Annotated in this window: 17 protein-coding genes; 11 read left to right on the top strand and 6 right to left on the bottom strand. The window is 58.9% G+C overall.

The annotated features are described in order from the left end of the window. Positions 1-7: 7 nt before the first annotated feature. Genes ssuD through ssuE form a run of 3 tightly spaced genes read right to left on the bottom strand, consistent with a single transcriptional unit; the run spans position 8 to position 2,677 of the window. Positions 8-1,153 (bottom strand): FMNH2-dependent alkanesulfonate monooxygenase, encoded by a 1,146-nt coding sequence (ssuD, locus tag LB453_RS15315; RefSeq protein WP_103795374.1) that lies wholly within the window; start codon positions 1,151-1,153, stop codon positions 8-10. A gap of 10 nt (positions 1,154-1,163) precedes the next feature. After that, positions 1,164-2,111 carry a sulfonate ABC transporter substrate-binding protein gene (locus tag LB453_RS15310; RefSeq protein ID WP_103795375.1) on the bottom strand — a complete coding sequence of 316 codons (948 nt, stop codon included), beginning with the start codon at positions 2,109-2,111 and terminating at the stop codon, positions 1,164-1,166. Between the two features lie 14 nt (positions 2,112-2,125). Further along, positions 2,126-2,677 (bottom strand): NADPH-dependent FMN reductase, encoded by a 552-nt coding sequence (gene ssuE / locus LB453_RS15305; RefSeq protein ID WP_103795376.1) that lies wholly within the window; start codon positions 2,675-2,677, stop codon positions 2,126-2,128. A 776-nt stretch (positions 2,678-3,453) separates the two neighbouring features. Between ssuE and LB453_RS15300 the strand changes: the two genes are divergently transcribed. From LB453_RS15300 to LB453_RS15280, 5 genes are all read left to right on the top strand, one after another. Beyond that, entirely contained in the window at positions 3,454-4,434 is a 981-nt protein-coding gene (locus LB453_RS15300) for a glycosyltransferase family 2 protein (RefSeq protein WP_224481514.1), read from the top strand. 209 nt (positions 4,435-4,643) lie between these two features. After that, a complete protein-coding gene (locus LB453_RS15295) occupies positions 4,644-6,170 on the top strand; it encodes a lipopolysaccharide biosynthesis protein (protein ID WP_103795378.1) in 1,527 nt (508 codons plus the stop codon). Continuing rightward, positions 6,167-7,174, top strand: a complete 1,008-nt coding sequence (locus LB453_RS15290; RefSeq protein ID WP_103795379.1) for a glycosyltransferase family 2 protein — start codon at positions 6,167-6,169, stop codon at positions 7,172-7,174. The genes LB453_RS15295 and LB453_RS15290 overlap by 4 nt, the downstream gene beginning before the upstream one ends. 120 nt (positions 7,175-7,294) lie before the next feature. After that, positions 7,295-8,305 carry a quinone-dependent dihydroorotate dehydrogenase gene (gene pyrD, locus LB453_RS15285; protein WP_103795380.1) on the top strand — a complete coding sequence of 337 codons (1,011 nt, stop codon included), beginning with the start codon at positions 7,295-7,297 and terminating at the stop codon, positions 8,303-8,305. A 153-nt stretch (positions 8,306-8,458) separates the two neighbouring features. Next, positions 8,459-9,001, top strand: a complete 543-nt coding sequence (locus LB453_RS15280; protein ID WP_103795381.1) for a cell division protein ZapC — start codon at positions 8,459-8,461, stop codon at positions 8,999-9,001. 3 nt (positions 9,002-9,004) lie between these two features. On the opposite strand, the gene LB453_RS15275 is transcribed toward LB453_RS15280, so the two are convergent. Further along, the gene (locus LB453_RS15275; RefSeq protein WP_103795382.1) at positions 9,005-10,114 is read right to left on the bottom strand and encodes a YcbX family protein; all 1,110 of its coding nucleotides are present in this window, start codon (positions 10,112-10,114) and stop codon (positions 9,005-9,007) included. 176 nt (positions 10,115-10,290) lie between these two features. Here LB453_RS15275 and rlmKL point away from each other — a divergent pair, with 176 nt between their 5' ends. The 6 genes from rlmKL to rmf all read left to right on the top strand — a co-directional run bounded on the left by rlmKL (position 10,291) and on the right by rmf (position 18,253). After that, positions 10,291-12,405: a bifunctional 23S rRNA (guanine(2069)-N(7))-methyltransferase RlmK/23S rRNA (guanine(2445)-N(2))-methyltransferase RlmL gene (rlmKL, locus tag LB453_RS15270; protein ID WP_103795383.1), complete on the top strand. Its 2,115-nt coding sequence runs from the start codon at positions 10,291-10,293 to the stop codon at positions 12,403-12,405. Positions 12,406-12,411: 6 nt separating this feature from the next. Beyond that, complete coding sequence (locus LB453_RS15265) at positions 12,412-14,328, top strand: ABC transporter ATP-binding protein (protein WP_103795384.1); 1,917 nt, start codon at positions 12,412-12,414, stop codon at positions 14,326-14,328. 16 nt (positions 14,329-14,344) lie between these two features. Beyond that, complete coding sequence (gene pqiA / locus LB453_RS15260) at positions 14,345-15,613, top strand: membrane integrity-associated transporter subunit PqiA (RefSeq protein WP_103795385.1); 1,269 nt, start codon at positions 14,345-14,347, stop codon at positions 15,611-15,613. Beyond that, positions 15,600-17,243 (top strand): intermembrane transport protein PqiB, encoded by a 1,644-nt coding sequence (gene pqiB / locus LB453_RS15255; RefSeq protein ID WP_103795386.1) that lies wholly within the window; start codon positions 15,600-15,602, stop codon positions 17,241-17,243. The genes pqiA and pqiB overlap by 14 nt, the downstream gene beginning before the upstream one ends. Beyond that, on the top strand, positions 17,240-17,806 hold the full coding sequence (pqiC, locus tag LB453_RS15250; RefSeq protein ID WP_103795387.1) for a membrane integrity-associated transporter subunit PqiC: 567 nt from the start codon (positions 17,240-17,242) through the stop codon (positions 17,804-17,806). The genes pqiB and pqiC overlap by 4 nt, the downstream gene beginning before the upstream one ends. 279 nt (positions 17,807-18,085) lie before the next feature. Then, a complete protein-coding gene (gene rmf, locus LB453_RS15245; RefSeq protein WP_103795388.1) occupies positions 18,086-18,253 on the top strand; it encodes a ribosome modulation factor in 168 nt (55 codons plus the stop codon). A gap of 57 nt (positions 18,254-18,310) precedes the next feature. Here rmf and fabA read toward each other — a convergent pair whose 3' ends face one another. Continuing rightward, complete coding sequence (gene fabA / locus LB453_RS15240) at positions 18,311-18,829, bottom strand: bifunctional 3-hydroxydecanoyl-ACP dehydratase/trans-2-decenoyl-ACP isomerase (protein ID WP_033751185.1); 519 nt, start codon at positions 18,827-18,829, stop codon at positions 18,311-18,313. A 67-nt stretch (positions 18,830-18,896) separates the two neighbouring features. Next, positions 18,897-20,654 carry a Lon protease family protein gene (locus LB453_RS15235; RefSeq protein WP_224481777.1) on the bottom strand — a complete coding sequence of 586 codons (1,758 nt, stop codon included), beginning with the start codon at positions 20,652-20,654 and terminating at the stop codon, positions 18,897-18,899. Between the last annotated feature and the right edge of the window lie 75 nt (positions 20,655-20,729).

Here is a 20,729-nt window from a genome sequence, read left to right as displayed (position 1 = left end):
CTCTCTCTCAGCTCTGCGACACTTTCTGCGGGCGGAAATCGTTGGCGACGGTTTCGCCAAACGCCTGCACGTTGCGCGGTTGCGGGATCTGCGGCACCTCAAGGTCGAGATGCGGGAAGAGCAGCTCGCCGACGCGATACGCCTCTTCCAGATGCGGATAGCCGGAAAGAATAAAGGTCTCGATGCCGAGGTCGGCGTACTCCTGCATGCGCGCGGCAACGGTGGGGCCATCGCCCACCAGCGCAGTGCCTGCACCGCCGCGCACCAGGCCGACGCCCGCCCACAGGTTCGGACTGATTTCCAGCTGGTCGCGGCGGCCGCTGTGCAGCGCCGCCATACGCTGCTGGCCGACGGAATCGGTGCGGGCGAAGGCGGCCTGCGCCTTCGCAATAGTGGCGTCGTCGAGATGGGCAATCAGACGATCGGCGGCGCGCCAGGCTTCATCGCTGGTTTCACGAACGATAACGTGCAGACGGATGCCGAAGCGTACCTTGCGTCCTTGCGCCGCCGCTTTGGCGCGCACCTGTTCAATCTTCTCTTTTACCAGCGCCGGCGGTTCGCCCCAGGTGAGGTAGACGTCGACCTGTTCAGCGGCGAGATCCTGCGCCGGTTCGGAGGAGCCGCCGAACCAGAGCGGCGGACGTGGCTGCTGCACCGGGTCGAACAGCAGGCGCGCGCCGCGCACCCTGACATACTTGCCGGCGTAATCGACCGTTTCGCCCTCCAGCACGCGACGCCAGACGCGGGTAAACTCCGCCGACTCGACATAGCGCTCATGGTGGTCGAGAAAGACGCCGTCGCCCGCCAGCTCTTCCGGATCGCCGCCGGTCACCAGATTGAACAGCGCGCGGCCGTTAGAGAGGCGATCCAGCGTCGCGGCCTGGCGCGCCGCCTGGGTCGGCGAAATCACACCGGGGCGCAGCGCCACCAGAAAGCGCAGGCGCTGCGTCACCGGGATCAGCGAGGCGGCCACCAGCCAGGCGTCTTCGCACGAGCGACCGGTAGGGATTAGCACGCCGCCGAAGCCCAGACGGTCAGCGGCCTGCGCGATCTGCTGCAAATAGCCATGGTCGACCGGGCGCGCCCCTTCTGAGGTGCCAAGATAGTGTCCGTCGCCGTGCGTCGGAAGAAACCAGAATACGGATAAGCTCATTATTCGCTCCTTACTGAAGAGGGGTGCTGGGATGCCAGATGCGATCGGCGATCGTCAGTTTTACCGGCACTAGGTGGCTGGAATAAAACAGGTCGGCGGTATGCTGCTGCGCAGCGGCGGTTCGCGCGCTGACCGGCGAAATATGGGTCGGCGGACGGTGATCGAGGTAGCTGGCGATAACCGGCTTCGGCAGGCCCATCGCGGCGGCAAGCAGATTGATACTCTGCTCGCGCTGGCTCTGCGTCAGCGCGTCAGCCTGGCTAAAGGTATCCAGCACCTGCTGCACGAAAGCGCCGTTCTGCTCAGTAAACTTGCGCGTCGCCAGATAGAACGATCCGGTCAGATTAAGCTGGCTGCCGTCGGCCAGCACGCGCACGTTGCCCTGCTGCAGCGCGGCGGAGTAGTAGGGATCCCAGATCGCCCAGGCGTCTACGTCGCCCTGCTGAAAGGCGGCGCGGGCATCGGCGGGCGTCAGATAAACCGGCTGAATATCCTTAAAGCTCAGCCCTTCACGCTGCAGCGCGCGCAGCAGCAGATTGTGGGAGCTGGAGCCTTTTTGAAACGCGACCTTTTTCCCTTTCAGATCGGCGACGCTGTTGAGCGGACTGTTCTTCGCCACCAGGATCACCTCCGCTTTCGGCTTAGGCGGCTCCGAGCCGACGTAAAGCAGATCGGCGCCCGCCGCCTGAGCAAACAGCGGTGGTATATCGCCGGTGCTGCCCAGGTCAATACTGTCGACGTTTAGCGCCTCCAGCATCTGCGGACCCGCGGGAAATTCGATCCACTGGATTTTGGTATCGGGGAAACGCTGCTCCAGCAGCCGGTGCGATTTCGCCAGCACCATGCTGACGGAACCTTTCTGATAGCCGATGCGAATCTGCGTGGGGGCGTCCGCCGCCTGCGCCTGCAGGCTCAGTACGGCAAGTGCGGCGAGTAGCCAGCCAGTGATGCTTTTCATATCGGTTTCTTCCTTTAAACAGCCTGAGCCAGCGGCTTATGATGGCGGGTCAACGCCAGCCAGAACGCCTCCACCGCCTCATCGAGCCGGCGCGCCAGCGCTGCCTGCAGCTCCGGCTGGCGATCGTAATGGGTAATCTGATGATCTTCGGCAAATACGCCGTGCAGGATCTCCTGCGCCTTCAGCGCGTTCAGCACCGGCTTCAGGGCGTAATCGACCGCGAGCATATGCGCCACGCTGCCGCCGCTGGCCAGCGGCAGCACGACTTTGTGCTCCAGGGCGCGTTCGGGCAGCAGATCGAGCAGGGTTTTCAGCGCGCCGGAGAAAGAGGCTTTATAAACCGGCGTGGCGACGATAACGCCGTCGGCGGCGAGCAGATCGTCGCGCAGCGCCAGCAGCGCCGGGGCATCGAAACGCGCATTAATCAGATCGTCTGGCTGAAAGTTCTGGATATTCCAGGGGATAACCTCAACGCCACGCGCTTCCAGCGCGCGCTGGCAAAGGGTAAGCAGCGAGGTTGAACGTGACGGGAAACGCGGGCTGCCAGCTAGCGTAATAACTCGCATCGTTACTCCTTATAACTGAAAGTTATTGATTAGCTATTGTTGAGAACTGATGCTCACATCCTGACAGAGCGGGGAGGAGGGCTTAAATGATTTATCCGGCAATCTAAAGGTGAAAAGTGCAAAACGCGCTGCTTTATTAATGAAAGGGTTGCCGCAGCGGACGGTGCGGGCTTTAGAAAAATCCTAAAAGACTAAAGCAGGTCCAGACGGATTCTTTACTCCGGCTAAACAAATAGCAGCAAAAGTATTTGCATACCGGGGGAACAGGGGAAGTAATCAGGTTAGCTAAACCGCGCAATATGTAACCGGCAAACTTTTTGGCGCGCTGTTAAGCGCAAAAATGTGACAAATGTCACTATGCCTGATGGGCTGGGGGGCCGCTATCGCTATTATCAGAATATCGCCATGCAGGCGGCGGCAGTTAAGGAGAGATAAATTCCGTTCAGTGATAATAAAGTAACCAGACTGAAACGCTTTGTGACCTTTTTTACGTTTAAAAATGTTGCCTGTTTCGCCAGAAAAGTTAAGCGAAGTAAAGTAACCGCTGCGCATCCCCTTTGATACTTTACCTGCCGTGATAGATTCAGCGCCGGACGCACCTCTTAATAAAAGGCTGGCCCTGTTAATAGAAAAAAGCTTCTGCTTATACTATTCCACCATGAGAAGAGATTCGCTGATTGCGTCTCGTTTAATTCTTTCTGCGCCATGCTTTAACACAAATTTAATATTTGTGTAATGCTCGTGCTTTTTCTTTTAATCGAACCAGAGAAAGATGTATGGCAAAGACGCTGCTATCAGTCATCATTCCCACTTATAACGTGGAAAAATATATTGTCGAATGTGTCGACTCCCTGTTGCGTCAGGCTGACGCGACCACGGAAATTATCATTGTTAACGACAGCTCCACTGATGGAACCCTGGCACTGGTAGAGCAGAAATATGGCCACCAGCCACAGGTTCGCATTATCACCACCCCCAACGGCGGCGCGGGTAAAGCGCGTGATACCGGCATCGACGCCGCGCAGGGGGAGTTTGTTTTCTTCTGCGATCCAGACGATATCGTACCGGAAGGCTTTGTGGCCGAACTGCAGCAGGTCACTGCCGCGCACCCTGACGTTGACCTGTTTTGCTTTAGTTCGCAGATGTTTGAGGATGGCCGTGAAAACCAGACCCGTCCGAAAGTGCGCCACGACCAGTTCGGCCTGCAGTCGCCGCAGCAGGTGCTGTCGCGTCTGCTCAATAACGGCTCCTATACCTCCGCAGCCTGGAATTACGCGGTGAAAAGAAGCCTTATCGTGCAGCACGGCCTGCGTTTTGTCGATCGCGTGCATGAGGATCATAAATTCACGCTGTCGGTCTTCGTTCAGGCGACGCGCGCCTGGGTGAGCCAGCACGTTTACTATCTTCAGCGCGTCCGCAGCGGCTCGCTGACTAACAGCCGTAAAAATGATGACTATTTTCTGCAGCGCTACAACGCCTTTATGCAGACCTACGGCATACTTAAGCAGAATTTAGATCATTCGCCGCTGAAGAAGCAGCTGGAAAAAGCCTATTTAATGCACTCGTTCCGCCTGATGATTTATCTGTCGCTCTACAACGGCACGGCGGTGCCGGAATATGTCATTAACGCGATTCGTTATATGGGCGGCAAGTTTAAGCCGGTTAACTTCAAAGAGTGGCTGCTTATTAATCGCCCGCGCCTGTTTATCCAGCTGCAAAAATATAAGGTTACAAAAGAGCTGAAAAAAGCGGCCTGACTTTTTCGCTGCTGCTGGAATGCCTGCCTGCCGGACCTTATTCAACGCGAATAAATGTTATTTCACTTTCTGGCTTATTTCGCGCCAGCTCAGATTTAATCTGGCGCGTAGCGCCAGAGATAAATTTAAGACTATGTCTGGTAGGCAGCTCCGATGATGTGTGCCACGCTTGTGACCTCCGAGAAAACTGCCCAGATACAATCATACATATGTCAATAAAACGTAACGCGATCGCCAATTATGTCGGTCAGATTTACCTGACGCTGTCAGGTATTCTGGTCGTGCCGCTTTATATTCAACATCTCGGGATGGAAGCTTACGGGCTAGTGGGTTTTTTCTCGATTCTGTTAACCTGGCTCCAGCTGCTCGACGCCGGCGTATCGACCACGCTGATGCGTGAAGCGGCGCGCTATCGCGCTAACCAGGCGGAATTTATCTGGTTCCCGGCGCTCTTCTCCGCGCTGTCGAAGTTCTTCCTTATCTCCACGCTGATTCTGGTGGTCATCGGCTGGCTGGCCACGCCCTGGATCGCCCATAACTGGCTCGATGCGCGGCATCTGCCGTCGGCTGACGTCACCATTGCCGTCGCCATTATGGTGATCACGGCGGCGATCCGCTGGCGCACCAGCCCTTACCGCAGCGTGATTGTCGGCTTTGAGCATCAGGTCTGGCTTAACGGCGTCAATCTGGTCATCGTAACGCTGCGTACCTTCGGCGCGGTGCTGGTGATTCAGCTCTTCTCCAACCCGGTGCTGAGCTTCTTTATCTGGCAGCTGGCGGTGTCGATAGCGGAAGCGGTCTGCCTGATCGCTAAATCCTATCAGCTGGTGCCTGCCGCCGCGCGTAAGCAGAAGCATGAAAATTTAAAGGCGGTGTTAAAGCCCTTTATTCGCTTTGCGCTGAGTGCAGCGTTCGCCAGCGCCATCTGGACCTTTATTTCACAAATTGACCGTCTGGTGCTCTCTAAAACGCTGCCGCTGAGCGCCTACGGCTCCTTTACCGTGGTCGCCACGGCTGCTACCGGCATTATCCTGCTCAGCAGCCCGATTATGCAGGCGATTGTGCCGCGCATGACCGGTATCAAAACGCGCAAGGAGGGGGATGCCGAATCCCTGACGCTCTACCGCTATACCACCCAGGCGGTGGCGATCTTTATGGCGCCGCTCAGCATTACTATCGCGATGTTCGCCACGCCGCTGCTCTGGGCCTGGACGCAGAACGCCCAGGTAGTGACCGATATGTCGTTTGTGCTCAGCCTCTACGCGCTGGGTAGCGGCGTGCAGGCTATTTGCGGCCTGCTTTACCATCTGCAGTATGTCAACGGCAACCTCAAGCTGCATCTGAAAGGCTTCTCCTGCTTCGCCGTCATCCTGGTTCCGCTGAACATCTGGGCAGCGATTCACTATGGCGCAGAGGGCACCGGCTGGCTGTGGCTGGGGCAGAACGTCTTCTATCTGGCCGGCTGGGCCTGGCTGGTGCACCGCCGCTTCGCGCCGGGCATTCACTTTACCTGGCTGACGCGCGACGTGCTGCTGATCTGGGCGGTGGCGGGGCTGATCGCCTGGCTTTGCACCTTCCTGCCCGTGGAGTGGAACCAGAACCGCTGGCTTAACCTGCTGTGGCTTGGGCTGATTGGCCTGGTAAACCTTTCAGTTTGCTGTCTGCTGCACAGCCTGGTGATTAAGCGTCTGCTGCCTGCCCGAGCCAAACGTTTTACTATTGAGGAGCGAGAATGAGCACACGGAACCCTGACAGCCGCGCAGCGACGATCTCTGTTATCGTGCCAAACTGGAACTGCGCGCCCTGGCTGCCGGAAGCGATCGAGTCGCTGCTGGGCCAGTCTTCTCCGCCGGAGCAGGTGATTGTTATCGACGACGGCTCCACCGACGACAGCATCGCCTTGCTGGAAGCGCTGGCCGCCCGTCATCCGCAGCTGACGCTGCTGCGCGGCGAGCGCGGCGGCGTCAGCGCGGCGCGCACTAAGGGGCTGGAGATTGCCACCGGCGACTTTATCTACTTTATGGACGCCGACGATTTTGTCTCCCGGGATCTCTTTGCCGACTTCCGCCGTACGCTGGCGCAGCATCCCGAGATGGAGATGTTCTGCTTTGGCGCGCGTATGTTTACCGACAAACCGGTCGCCGAGCGTCAGTATGAGCAGTTTCATCAGCGCCACGTCGACGGCGTCTGGCCCGGCGGCGCCGACACGCTGCGCAGCATGATCCCGCACCGCTCGGCGCACCGCGTGCTCTGGAGCAGTATTCTCTCCCGCGATCTCATTCTGCGCACCGGCATACAGTTTCTGCCGATCCAGAATCATGAGGACGCGCCCTATATGTTTGCGCTCTATATGTCGGCGCGGCAGATCGGCTTTACGCGCAAAAGCTACTACAACAAGCGCTTTATGCCGACCTCGCTGTCGCAGAGCAAGGCGACCTTCTCCTGGGTAGAGAACTACTACATTGCCCGGCGCAGCAGCGAAAGCTTTCTGCGCGAGCAAGGTTTGCCGCCGGAAGAGAAGCTGCTGGATATCTACTATCAGCCGGTGATGTACGGCTGCCTGATCGAGATCCGCAAAAACAATATTTCGGTGCCCGCCTCCTGGCATACCACTATCGATCAGCTGGTGCGCAAGGTCACGGGCGAAAGCAAACGCCTTAAACTGCTCTGGTACTATCCGACGATCTACAGCGGTCTGCAGGCTTGCCGTCGCCTGGCGCGCTATGCCAGCAGGCGCTGATCTCGATCAATAATCTTGTCCCGTCAGTAATTTACTTTTGCGCCAGAGGCCTTTACCATTCTGGCGCACCTTTTCCCGTGCACCCCGACAACTCATCGCTTCCGACCTCCAGGAGAGTGCATGCTTTATCCTATCGTCCGACCTGCGCTGTTTAAGCTCGATCCCGAGCGCGCTCACGAACTCACTTTTCAGCAACTGCGTTTCATCAGCGGCACCCCGCTGGAGGCCCTGATCCGTCAGCGTCTTCCTTCCCGTCCGGTGACCTGCATGGGCTTACGCTTTGACAATGCGCTGGGGCTGGCGGCCGGACTGGATAAAAACGCGGAGTGCATCGACGCCTTCGGCGCGATGGGGTTCGGCTTCGTCGAGGTCGGCACCGTGACGCCGCGCGCTCAGGCGGGCAACGACAAGCCGCGTATGTTCCGGCTGGTAGAGGCTGAAGGCATTATCAACCGCATGGGATTTAATAATCTCGGCGTCGATCACCTGGTGGAGAACGTCAAAAAAGCGCGCTTCAAGGGGATCCTCGGTATTAATATCGGCAAAAATAAAGACACGCCGGTGGAAAAGGGCAAAGAGGATTACCTGATCTGTATGGAGAAGGTGTATGCCCATGCGGGCTATATCGCGATAAATATCTCCTCGCCTAATACGCCAGGATTGCGCACGCTGCAATATGGCGAAGCGCTCGACGATCTGCTGGCGTCCATTAAAGCGAAACAGAAAGCGCTGGAGCAGCAGCATTTGAAATATGTGCCGGTCGCGGTAAAAATTGCGCCCGATCTTTCTGAAGAAGAATTAATACAAATTGCCGATAGCCTGGTGCGCCATAATATCGATGGCGTGATCGCCACCAATACCACGCTGGATCGCTCGCTGGTCAGCGGCCTGCGATACAGCACGGAGTCAGGCGGCCTGAGCGGTCGTCCGGTGCAGTCGCGCAGCACGGCGGTCATCAAGCGGCTGGCGCAGGAGCTGGATGGCGCGCTGCCGATTATCGGCGTCGGCGGCATTGATTCATTAACCGCGGCGCGAGAAAAAATGGCCGCAGGCGCGACGCTGGTACAGATTTACTCCGGCTTTATTTATAAGGGGCCAGGATTAATAAAAGATATCGTGACCCATCTCTAAGACAATTCTAATAAAACGACGCCGGGGGGTTTATTTCTGACTTCGGCTCGTTTATATTTTTTCCCTGTTGTACCTATTTTCAGCTTTTTCCCCATAAACAGGGCTTCGCTGAGTCTGTGCAGAGAAACGCGGCGGTTAATGACGAGGCAAATTATGAAGATGAAACCTGACGATAACTGGCGCTGGTATTTTGATGCCGACCATGACCGGATGATGCTGGACCTGGCTGACGGTATGCTGTTCCGCTCTCGCTTTCCCCGTAAAATGCTGACCCCCGACGCCTTCCGCCAGACTGGATTTAGCGTTGACGACGCCGCCCTCTACTACACCTTTGAAGAACGCTGCCGGCAGAGTTCGCTTAGCGCTAATCAGCGCGCCGAGCTGACGCTTAACGCGCTGGTGGCGAGCCGTTTCCTGAAGCCGCTGATGCCGAAAAGCTGGCATTTCACCGCCTGGACCTGCGTGCTGCAGCCTGAGGCGGGAGATATGGTAGAGGTCACGCTGGCGGAAAACGGCGAACAGGCGCGGCTGCTGGCAATAGAAAGCGGCGGCAACGCCACCCTCTGTTTACTGGCGCAGCCTGGGCTTACCCTGGCGGGCAAGCAGATGGTGCTGGGCGACGCCATTAAAATCATGAACGATCGCCTGCTGCCGCACCATGCGGAGAGCGCGCCGCGCTTCGCTTACGCGGTCTAATCCTTACGCCAGTTCAATATCACCGGCTGGAATACAGCTGCAGCTCAGAATGGTGCCGTCGTCGCGAATGGCGCTTTTCTTCAGCGCTTTTACCTCTCCTGACACCAGCGTCACTTTACAGCTGCCGCACAGGCCCGCTCGGCAGGAGTAGGGGATTTTAAAGCCCTGCTGCTCCAGCTGCTCCAGCAGCACCTGCTGGTTATCGCCCTGAAACCGTTCCCCCTGCCAGGTGACCGACACCGTCGCCGCCGATTGCTGCTGCGGCTTAAGGGTTTCTACCACCGCGCCAGGCCCGTAGGCGCGCGGCGTATGGCGCGCCAGCACCTGCACCTCGTCCCCGACGCGCACGATGCCGCTGCCGCGCGCAATCAAATTCAGACCAAAGTCGATATCGCCGCTGCCGTCCTGCGTGCTGCGGAAGCCCTGCAGGGTTTTTAACGGCTCGCCCTCTGGATGTTTGCGGCCGCTTTCGGTGCCGACGGTGGTAAAGACGCAGCGGCTGCAGGGTTTGGGCACGTCGAAGATCACGCCGCCGATCTGCATCGTTGCCCAGCTGTCTTCATCCCAGGCTGGCGCGCCGCTGACAATCAGGTTGGCGCGAAATTGTTCGGCGCGCACGCTGGCCGGGCAGCGCTGCTGTAAATCCTGCAGCGAGGCCTGGTTGATCAGTAAAAAGGGAAAGCCGTCGGCGAAGCCGAGCGGCACGTCCTCAAAGCGTTTTACCCGGCGCGACGGCTGCGGTCCAACCCAGCGCAGCTGCACCGGGCGAGGAAAAAAGGCGCTGAGCCAGGCGTTAATGGCGTCAGGCGCGATGCGTGCGGTAAACTGGTTGCCCCATACTTCCGTTGGCGCCTCCTGCGCGGCGAAATCGCTGAAGCGGATCATTGCCTGACTGCCGTCGGGCGCCTGAAGAGAGAGGCCATCAGCCAGCAGCGCCGGGGTAAAGCGCACCATCTCGGGATACTGGCGTGCGGTAATAAAGGTGCCGTCCAGCTCTGTCACCATAAAAATGCGGTCGAACGCCAGCCCGCTCTCCAGCGCCTGCGCGTGGGAAAGTTGTAAACCCCGCATTGATTTGACCGGATGAATAAACAGACGGGACAGCGTGAGCATGGCGATCTCCAGATAAGCGGGCGTGGGCGGCAAAAGAAGCTAACTTTATGATACATGGCGTCGGGACGCTATAGCCTCGTTAGCGGCCGGGCCAGAGCCGCGCGCGTAGCCTTCCAACAATGCCGCTTATTTAGGGTATAATGCGCAGCAATTTTCTCAAGAGTAATAGTGACGATATGAATTCTCTCTTTGCCAGTACGGCGCGTGGGCTCGAAGAGCTGTTAAAAAGTGAGCTGGACGCGCTGGGCGCGCAGGATCTGCAGGTGGTACAGGGAGGCGTTCACTTTGAAGCCGATGACCGTACGATGTATCAGAGTCTGCTGTGGAGCCGGCTGGCATCCCGCATTCTGCTGCCGCTCGGCGAGTTCGGCGTCTACAGCGATCTCGATCTCTACGTCGGCGTACAAAGTATCGACTGGACCGAACTGTTCGGCAGCCAGCATACCTTTGTGGTGCACTTCAGCGGCACCAACGAGTCGATTCGCAACAGCCAGTTTGGCGCATTAAAGGTCAAGGACGCCATTGTCGACTCCTTTACCCGTCAGAAGCTGCCGCGTCCCAACGTGGATCGCGAGCAGCCCGATATCCGCATTAACGTCTGGCTGAATAAAGATCGCGCCAGCATCGCGCTCGATCTGAGCGGCGACGCGCTGCATCAGCGCGGCTATCGCCAGCAGACCGGCCAGGCGCCGCTTAAGGAGAACCTGGCGGCGGCCATCGTGCTGCGCTCCGGCTGGCAGCCGACCACGCCGCTGCTCGATCCCATGTGCGGCTCCGGCACGCTTCTGATTGAGGCAGCGCTGATCGCCTGCGACCGCGCGCCAGGCCTGCTGCGCAGCCGCTGGGGCTTTACCCACTGGCGTCAGCATAACGATGCGCTGTGGCGCGAAGTGAAAAGCGAGGCGCAGCAGCGCGCGCGCGCCGGCACCGCCGCCGCGCAGGCGCGTTTCTTCGGCTACGACAGCGACGGCCGCGTGCTGGAATGGGCGCAGGCTAACGCGCGCCGCGCCGGCGTCGCCGATCTCTTTACCTTCGCGCGTCAGGATGTGCTGCAGCTGAAAAACCCGCTGCCGGGCGAGCAGCACGGCACCGTGTTAAGCAACCCGCCTTACGGCGAGCGTCTGGAGAGCGAGCCGGCGCTTATTGCCCTGCACAGCCAGCTCGGCCGCATTATGAAACAGCACTTTGGCGGCTGGACGCTGTCGCTGTTCAGCGGCTCCCCTGAGCTGTTGAGCTGCCTGCAGCTGCGCGCTGAGCGCCAGTTCAAGGCGAAAAACGGCCCGATCGAGTGCGTACAGAAAAACTATCAGCTGGCGGCAAACAGCAGCGAAGGCGGCGCGCAGATTGCGGAAGATTACGCTAACCGCCTGCGCAAAAACCTGAAGAAGCTGGAAAAATGGGCCCGTCAGGAGGGCATTGAATGCTATCGCCTCTATGACGCCGACCTGCCGGAATATAACGTAGCGGTGGATCGCTACGGCGAGTGGGTGGTGGTGCAGGAGTATGCGCCGCCGAAAACCATCGACGCCGCGAAAGCGCGCCAGCGCCTGTTCGACGTTATCGGTGCGACGCTTAGCGTGCTGGAACTGCCCGCCAACCGGCTGGTGCTGAAAACGCGCGAGCGCCAGAAAGGCAAAAATCAGTATCAGAAGCTCGGCGAGAAGGGCGATTTCTTCGAGGTGCAGGAGTATAACGCGCGCCTGCTGGTCAACCTGACGGACTATCTCGATACCGGCCTGTTCCTCGATCACCGCATCGCGCGCCATATGCTCGGTAAAATGAGCAAGGATAAAGATTTTCTCAACCTCTTCTCCTATACCGGCAGCGCCAGCGTGCACGCCGGGCTGGGCGGCGCGCGCAGCACCACCACGGTCGATATGTCGCGCACCTATCTGGAGTGGGCGGAGCGCAACCTGCGCCTGAACGGGCTGACCGGGCGTCAGCATCGCCTGATGCAGGCCGACTGCCTGAGCTGGCTGCGCGAAAGCGATGAGACCTTCGACCTGATCTTTATCGATCCGCCGACCTTCTCTAACTCCAAACGTATGGAAGAGGATTTCGACGTGCAGCGCGATCATATTATGCTGATGCGCAACCTGAAACGCCTGCTGCGCCCGGGCGGCACCGTCATGTTCTCCAACAATAAACGCGGCTTTAAAATGGATCTCGACGGGCTGGCGTCGCTGGGCCTGAAGGCGCAGGACATTACCCAGAAAACCCTGTCGCAGGATTTTGCCCGCAACCGTCAAATTCACAACTGCTGGCTGATTACTCACGCCGGTAAGGAATAAGTTCAGATGTCATTAATCAGTATTCATGGCGCTTACCTCTCTTTCAGCGACGCGCCGCTGCTCGACAACACCGAGCTGCATATCGAAGAGAACGAGCGCGTCTGTCTGGTCGGCCGCAATGGCGCGGGCAAATCGACCCTGATGAAGATCATCAACGGCGAACAGCCGCTGGATGATGGCCGCATTATTTTTGAGCAAGACCTGGTGGTGGCGCGTCTGCAGCAGGATCCGCCGCGCAATATTACCGGTTCGGTCTATGACTTTGTCGCTGAAGGGGTGGAAGAGCAGGCCGAACACCTCAAGGCCTACCACGCGATTTCCCATGCGGTGATGCTCGATCCCAGCGAGAAGAACCTCAACGAGATGGGCCGCCTGCAGAGCATCCTCGACCACCACAATCTGTGGCAGCTGGAGAGCCGCATCAACGACGTGCTGCAGCAGATCGGCCTGCAGCCCGATACCGAGCTGTCGTCGCTGTCGGGCGGCTGGCTGCGTAAAGCGGCGCTGGGCCGTGCGCTGGTGAGCAACCCGCGCGTGCTGCTGCTGGACGAGCCGACCAACCACCTCGATATCGAAACCATCGACTGGCTGGAAACCTTCCTGAAGACCTTCAGCGGCAGCATCGTCTTTATTTCCCATGACCGTTCGTTTATCCGCAATATGGCGACGCGCATCGTCGATCTCGATCGCGGCAAGCTGGTCTCCTGGCCGGGAAATTACGATCTCTACCTGGAAGGGAAAGAGGAGGCGCTGCGCGTTGAAGAGATGCAGAACGCCGAATTTGACCGCAAGCTGGCGCAGGAAGAGGTCTGGATCCGCCAGGGCATCAAGGCGCGTCGTACCCGTAATGAAGGCCGCGTGCGGGCGCTAAAAGCGCTGCGTCGCGAGCGCTCCGAGCGCCGTGAGGTGATGGGCAAAGCCAATATGCAGGTCGGCGAAGCCTCACGTTCCGGCAAGATTGTTTTCGAGCTGGAGCACGTCAACTATGGCGTGGGCGGCAAAACGCTGGTACATGACTTCTCCGCCCAGGTGCAGCGCGGCGACAAGATCGCCCTTATTGGCCCGAACGGCTGCGGCAAAACCACGCTGCTGCGCCTGATGCTGCAGCAGCTGAAGGCGGACAGCGGCCGCGTACACAGCGGAACCAAGCTGGAAGTTGCCTACTTCGACCAGCACCGCGCCGAGCTCGATCCCGATCGCACCGTGATGGATAACCTGGCGGAAGGCAAGCAAGAGGTCATGGTCAACGGCAAGCCGCGTCATGTGCTCGGCTACCTGCAGGACTTCCTGTTCCATCCGAAACGCGCCATGACGCCGGTGCGCGCGCTCTCCGGCGGCGAGCGCAACCGCCTGCTGCTGGCGCGCCTCTTTCTGCGCCCCAGCAACCTGATGATCCTCGATGAACCCACCAACGACCTCGACGTCGAAACGCTGGAGCTGCTGGAAGAGCTGATCGACGGCTATCAGGGCACCGTGCTGCTGGTGAGCCACGACCGTCAGTTCGTCGATAACACCGTGACCGAATGCTGGATCTTTGAAGGCAACGGCGAAATCGGCAGCTTTGTCGGCGGCTATCACGACGCGCAGCAGCAGCGCGCGGCCTACAAACAGCAGAAAAGTGCTCAGGCGTCGAAGCCCGTTGCCGCAGCGAAACCCGCAGCGGAGAAAAATGATGGCGCGAAACGCGGCGGCAACAAGCTAAGCTATAACCTGACGCGCGAGCTGGAACAGCTGCCGCAGAAGCTGGAGACGCTGGAGGCGCGCATCGGCGAGCTGCAGGCGAAAATGAGCCATCCTGACTTCTTCAGCCAGCCGCACGATCAGACTCAGCCGGTGCTGGATGCGCTGGCGCAGGCCGAGCAGGAGCTGGAAACAGCGTTTGCGCGCTGGGAAGAGCTGGAAGCGCTGAAAAACGGCGCCTAACCATAAGGGTATCGGGATGTGTTCAGCCGCTGAAAGCCAGCCGTGGATGCTCTGTCCACAGTGCGATTTAATGGTAAAACTGCCGGACGTGCCGCAGGGCAGCCGCGCGTCCTGCCCGCGCTGCCATACGGTGCTGACTGCTAACTGGCCGGAGCCGCGCAAACGGCCAACCGGCTACGCGCTGGCGGCGCTGTTTATGCTGCTGCTGGCCAACCTGTTCCCCTTTATCACCATGAAGGTGGCGGGGTTCAGCAGCCAGATTTCGCTGCTGCAGATCCCGCAGGTGATGGTGTCAGAGGATTACAGCAGTCTGGCCACGCTGTTCCTGGTGTTTGTTCAGGCGATCCCTGCGCTCTGCATGCTGACCATTATTCTGCTGGTGAACCGCATCCCGATGCCGCCCAGCCTGCGCCTGGGGCTGGCGCGCATTCTGTTTCAGCTGCGCAGCTGGGGGATGGCGGAGATCTTTATGGCCGGCGTACTGGTCAGCTTTGTTAAGCTGATGGCCTACGGCGATATTGGCCTCGAGACCAGCTTCTGGCCCTGGTGCCTGTTCTGCCTGCTGCAGCTGCGCGCCTTTCAGTGCGTGGACCGCCGCTGGCTGTGGAACCAGATCGCGCCGATGCCGCCGCTGCCGCATGCGGCGGAAAAAGGTGTCAGCGGGCTGGAACAGGGCATGCGCTCCTGTCCGTGCTGCACCGCGATTCTTGCTGTGGATCACCCCGACTGCCCGCGCTGTGGCGTGGTTGCAGCAGCGCGCCGCAGGCACAGCCTGCAGTGGACGCTGGCGCTGCTGTTTACCTCGCTAATGATCTATATTCCCGCCAACCTGCTGCCGATTATGGTGACCGAAACCCTGGGGACGCCTTATCCGTCTAACATTATGGCAGGCGTAATTTTGCTCTGGAGCGACGGATCCTACCCGGTGGCGCTGGTGATTTTTATCGCCAGCATCATGGTGCCGTCGCTGAAGATGCTGGCGATTGGCTGGCTCTGCTGGAACGCCAGCGGACGCGGCCAGCGCGACAGCGAAAGGATGCACCTGATTTATGAAGTCGTCGAATTTGTCGGCCGCTGGTCGATGATCGACGTGTTTGTTATCGCCGTGCTCTCTGCGCTGGTGCGCATGGGGCAACTGATGAATGTTTATCCCGCAACCGGGGCGCTGCTGTTTGCGCTGGTGGTGATCTTGACCATGATCGCCGCTATGACGTTTGACCCGCGCCTGACCTGGGATCGCGTACGGGAACACACTACAAAGGAGCCGCGCCTTGACGGAAAGTAACCACGGCCATGCCAAAGTCGACCAGATTAAACGCTGGTCGCCGGTCTGGATTGTCCCCATCGTGACGCTGTTGATCGGCGGATGGATTCTGTTTTACCACTTCAGCCACCTCGGCCCGGAAGTGACCCTGATTACGGAAAACGCGGAAGGCATCGAAGCGGGTAAAACCACCATCAAAAGCCGCAGCGTCGACGTCGGCGTAGTGGAAAAAGCGGAGCTGACCGACGATCTGCATCACGTTGAGATTACCGCGCGGCTTAACTCCGGCATGGAAAAGCTGCTGTACGGCGACAGCGTGTTCTGGGTGGTGAAGCCGCAGATTGGCCGCGAAGGGGTGACTGGCCTCAATACGCTGCTCTCCGGCGCCTATATTGAGCTGCAGCCCGGCAAAAAAGAGGAGCCGAAAGAGCGCTATCAGCTGCTCGACGCGCCGCCTCTGGCACCGCCTGATGCAAAAGGCATCCGCATTACCCTCGACAGCAAAAAAGCGGGGCAGCTTAACGCCGGCGATCCGGTATTGTTCCGCGGCTATCGCGTCGGCACCGTGGAGACCAGCACCTTCGATACCGATAAGCGCATGATGACCTATCAGCTGTTTATCGCTGCGCCCTACGATCGGCTGGTGACCACCAATGTGCGTTTCTGGAAAGACAGCGGCATCGCGGTGGATATGTCGGCGTCGGGAATGCGCGTGGAGATGGGTTCGCTGACTACGCTCTTCAGCGGCGGCGTCAGCTTCGACGTGCCGGACGGCTGGGATTTAGGCCAGGCCGCGGCGAACAACGCCGACTACCATCTGTTCGACGACCAGCGCAGCATTCAGGATTCGCTCTACACCAATCACGTCGATTTCCTGATGTTCTTCAGCGATTCGATTCGCGGCCTGCAGGTGGGCGCGCCGGTTGAGTTCCGCGGCATTCGTCTGGGAACGGTCGCACAGGCGCCCTTTATGACCGATGGAGTGAATCAGGCGCTGAATAACGACTATCGCGTGCCGGTGCTGATCCGCATTGAGCCTGACCGCTTTATCGCCAGACTGGGTCAGGACTTTAATCTGGAGCAACATCTGCAGGATGGCAAAAAACGCGGCCTGCGCGCCTCGTTGAAAACCGGCAACCTGCTCTCTGGCTCGCTCTATATCGATCTCGACTTCTACGATAACGTCCCGGCCTATAAAGGCCCGAACAAAATCGCAGGCTACGAGATTATTCCGACCACCAGCGGTGGCCTGAGCCAGATCCAGCAGAAGCTGGTGGCGGCGCTCGACAAGATCAACGCCTTGCCGCTTAACAACGTGGTGACCGAGGCGACCGGCACGCTGAAAGAGAGCCAGCGTACGCTGCGTGAAATGCAGGGCACGCTGAAAAACCTTAACCAGATCACCGCCAGCCCGGCGATGAAAACGCTGCCGGAAGATATGCAGCAAACGCTGCGTGAGTTGAATCGCAGCATGAAGGGGCTGCAGCCAGGCTCGCCGGCGTACAACAAGCTGGTGGGCGATATGCAGCGACTCGATCAGGTGCTGCGCGAACTGCAGCCGGTGTTGAAAACCCTTAATACCAAGAGCAACGCGCTGGTCTTCGAGGCCAAACCGGGTCAGGATCCACAGCCAAAGAGGGCGAAACAGTGAGAAAAGGAGCCGTTTTATGCGCCGCGCTGCTGCTGAGCGCATGCAGCAGCACCATCAATAACACCTATTACCAGCTGCCGTCGAAGCCGGCGGCGATGCAGGTACGCAGCGGCGGCGACGCGCAGCCGCCAGCGCTATGGGTTCAGCAGGTGGCGGTGCCTGATTATCTGGCGGGTAACGGGCTGGTTTACCAGACCAGCGACGTGAAATACGTTATCGCTGCCAATAATCTCTGGGCCAGCCCGCTGGATCAGCAGCTGCAGCAAACGCTGGTGGCGAACCTGAGCAAGGCGCTGCCGGGGCGGCTGGTTTCCGCCGCGCCGCTGGGCGAAAAGCATGACACGCTGAGCGTCACGGTAACCGGATTCCAGGGCCGCTATGACGGGCGCGCCGTGGTGAGTGGCGAATGGGTGCTGCAGCATAACGGACGTGTGGTGAAGCAGGGATTCGACCTGGCGCTGCCGCAGAACGAAGATGGCTATGACGCGCTGGTGCGCACTCTGGCTATCGGCTGGCAGCAAACTGCGCAGCAGATTGCCAACGCGGCGATAACCACAGAATAAAATTTGCTAAAGATGGTGTTCAGCTCCCGGTTGCCGTCAGCGAAAAGCGGCGGCGATCGGGAGCTTTTTTTATTGCCGCTTCAGGACGATAAGCGAAAGCGTGGTCCTGCGCGCAGGCGAAAACATGGCGATTTCGCGTCAAAATGATGACACTGGCGTGAAATTTGCGCATTGACCTTTCGAGGCGGGGCGGGTAGAACTTAATAGTGGCTGAGTAATTATTCGCCACTCTATTTCTTTCCACCAGATTCCACAGACCTGATATGAGGGATACGGAGTATGAAGAGACAGAAACGAGACCGCCTTGAACGCGCTCACTCACGTGGCTACCAGGCCGGTATTACAGGACGCTCAAAAGAGATGTGTCCGTATCAGATGATTGAGGCTAAGTCTCACTGGTTGGGAGGTTGGCGACAAGCCATGGAGGACAGGGCGGTTACGGCGTAATCGACCGTCAGGAAAAGGAAGAAACCTCCGCGCAGGCGGAGGTTTTCATTTGTGCCATCAGAAAGCGTTAGTGTCTTTAAACAGACCGACTTTCAGATCGCTGGCAGAGTAAATCAGGTTACCATCTACGAAGACTTCGCCATCGGCGACGCCCATCACCAGCTTACGATTAATGACGCGCTTGAAGTGAATGCGGTAGGTCACTTTTTTCGCGGTCGGCAGCACCTGGCCGGTGAATTTCACTTCGCCTACGCCCAGCGCGCGGCCTTTGCCTTCGCCGCCCAGCCAGCCCAGATAGAACCCAACCAGCTGCCACATCGCATCCAGGCCGAGACAGCCCGGCATCACCGGATCGCCAATAAAGTGGCAGGCGAAAAACCACAAGTCCGGATTGATATCCAGCTCGGCTTCAACGAAGCCTTTGTCGAACTTACCGCCATCTTCGGTCATCTTGACCACGCGGTCCATCATCAACATGTTGCCTGACGGAAGCGGCGGACCGTTCTCGCCAAACAGTTCACCGCGACCTGACGCAATCAGGTCCTCTTTGCTATAGGATTCGCGTTTATCAACCATGTTTTCAATAAGCCTTGTTTTAGTGAAGCACGAAGTTTAGCGAACAGCTGTACGCCGGGCAATTCAATCAGTTCTGGTTGAACCAGTTTAGCCAGCGAAGCGGCCAGGGGCGATGGCTCGCTTCCTGCTGATTGAGTTGGGTAATACGATCCTGGATGCGGCGCAGCAGCGCGTCGCCGTTCTCCTCTTCGCTGTGCCAGACAATACCGGTCAGCAGCGGCAGCGCCTCATCGGCGCGATCGATCGCCCAGATATGAAAACGGCCCTGCTCAACGGCGTCGACTACATCCTGGCTCAGGCAGAGGTGACGCACATTGCACGCCGGAATAATTACGCCCTGCTGGCCGGTAAGTTCACGCTCGTTGCAAATCGCGAAGAAGCCTTCAATTTTCTCATTCAGGCCGCCCACCGGCTGCACGTTGCCGAACTGATCCACCGATCCTGTTACCGCAATTTGCTGGTTAATCGGCTGATTAGCCAGCGCGCTGATAAGGGCGCACAGTTCAGCCAGCGAGGCGCTGTCGCCGTCGACCTCCGAGTAGGATTGTTCAAACACCAGCGATGCGGAGAAGGGCAGCTGCTGATCCAGCTCCAGCTCGGCGATAAGATACGCCTGCATAATCATCATGCCTTTAGCATGGATATTGCCGCCCAGCTCAGCTTTGCGTTCGACGTCGGTAAACTCGCCGTCGCCCGGATGGACGACGCAGGTAATGCGCGAGGGCTCGCCCCACGGGCGCGGATGGCCCGGGAACTCCACCACGGAGAGGCCGTTGATTTGGCCAACGACGTCGCCTTCAGTTTCAATCAGGATCTGCTTCAGCAGAATTTCGTCGCGCATGCGCTCGGCGAGGAACGCTTCGCGCCAGGTGCGCACGTCAAGGGCGCTGACCAGCGCCGCCTCGCTGAGGGCGTTCTCCTGCGCGAAGGCTTCGCGCATCTGACGCAGCAGCCAGCGCGGGCAGAGGGGCAGCACTTCCTGATCGCCGGTGTAACGCACCGCTTCGCGGATCAGCGGCGGCCAGAAGTCGACCTGCGGAGCGGGCAGGCCCGCCTGCAGCGCGACATCCTGCGCCCAGCGGCACCAGGCGAGCATATCGTCTTCGTCGACGATCTGCATGTTCTCTTCGAATTCAGTATAGATCGCCATCTCGTGCAGTTCAGGATCGCTCTCCTGAAATGCCGCCAGCGCATCGCGGTCGCCGCAGAGCACCAGCTTCAGGCTTAGCGGAAGCGCGGGAATGGAAACCGGCAGGGGATGACGCTCATCGGGCGACTGCCACTCAAGGCGACCGAGCTGGATAGCGCGCTTCAGGCGCAGCCACAGCAGCGGCTGCGCCTGCAGGGTGCGCAGCGACAGCACCAGGGTTCCGCCGTTGGCGCGGTGAATCAGGCCCGGCTCAAGCTGGAGGCGATCGCGGTGCAGGCGCACGCAGCCAAACAGCTGGTCGTTCTCAATCCACTCCGCGAAATGAACCTGACCGCTGCCGGTAAAAGGATGCGAGGCATCGCCGGGCGGCTGGAGGGTCACGTTATCCGCGATAATATGATAATGTCCGCCGAACAGTGCTGCGGGTTCGGTGGCGATACGCTCCATCTGGCGCGCGATAAGCTCCAGGTAGTCCAGGTTCTCCTGACTACATACCAGCAGAAGGGGAAAGCCCTCGGCCTGCTGATCGAGACAGGCCAGCGCATTCAGCAAACGCGGCTGTACCGTCGCCAGGCTATCGGTCTCTTCTTCGGTAATACGGGAGAAAACGGACGCGTATCCGGTAATATTCGGCTGCAGGTCTTGCCAGGAAAGTTGGGAGCTGGTCAAAATAATCGCATTTGGTTAATTAAAGAAAAGCGGGATTATACAGGAAAGCCCTTTGTTAAGCACTGCATGGTTCGGATTAAC

It is taken from the genome of Pantoea agglomerans (assembly GCF_020149765.1).
In the GTDB taxonomy this organism is placed as follows: domain Bacteria; phylum Pseudomonadota; class Gammaproteobacteria; order Enterobacterales; family Enterobacteriaceae; genus Pantoea; species Pantoea alvi.
The sequence above is the reverse complement of the archived record's forward strand: the minus strand, read 5'-3'. Positions and strand labels throughout refer to the sequence as shown.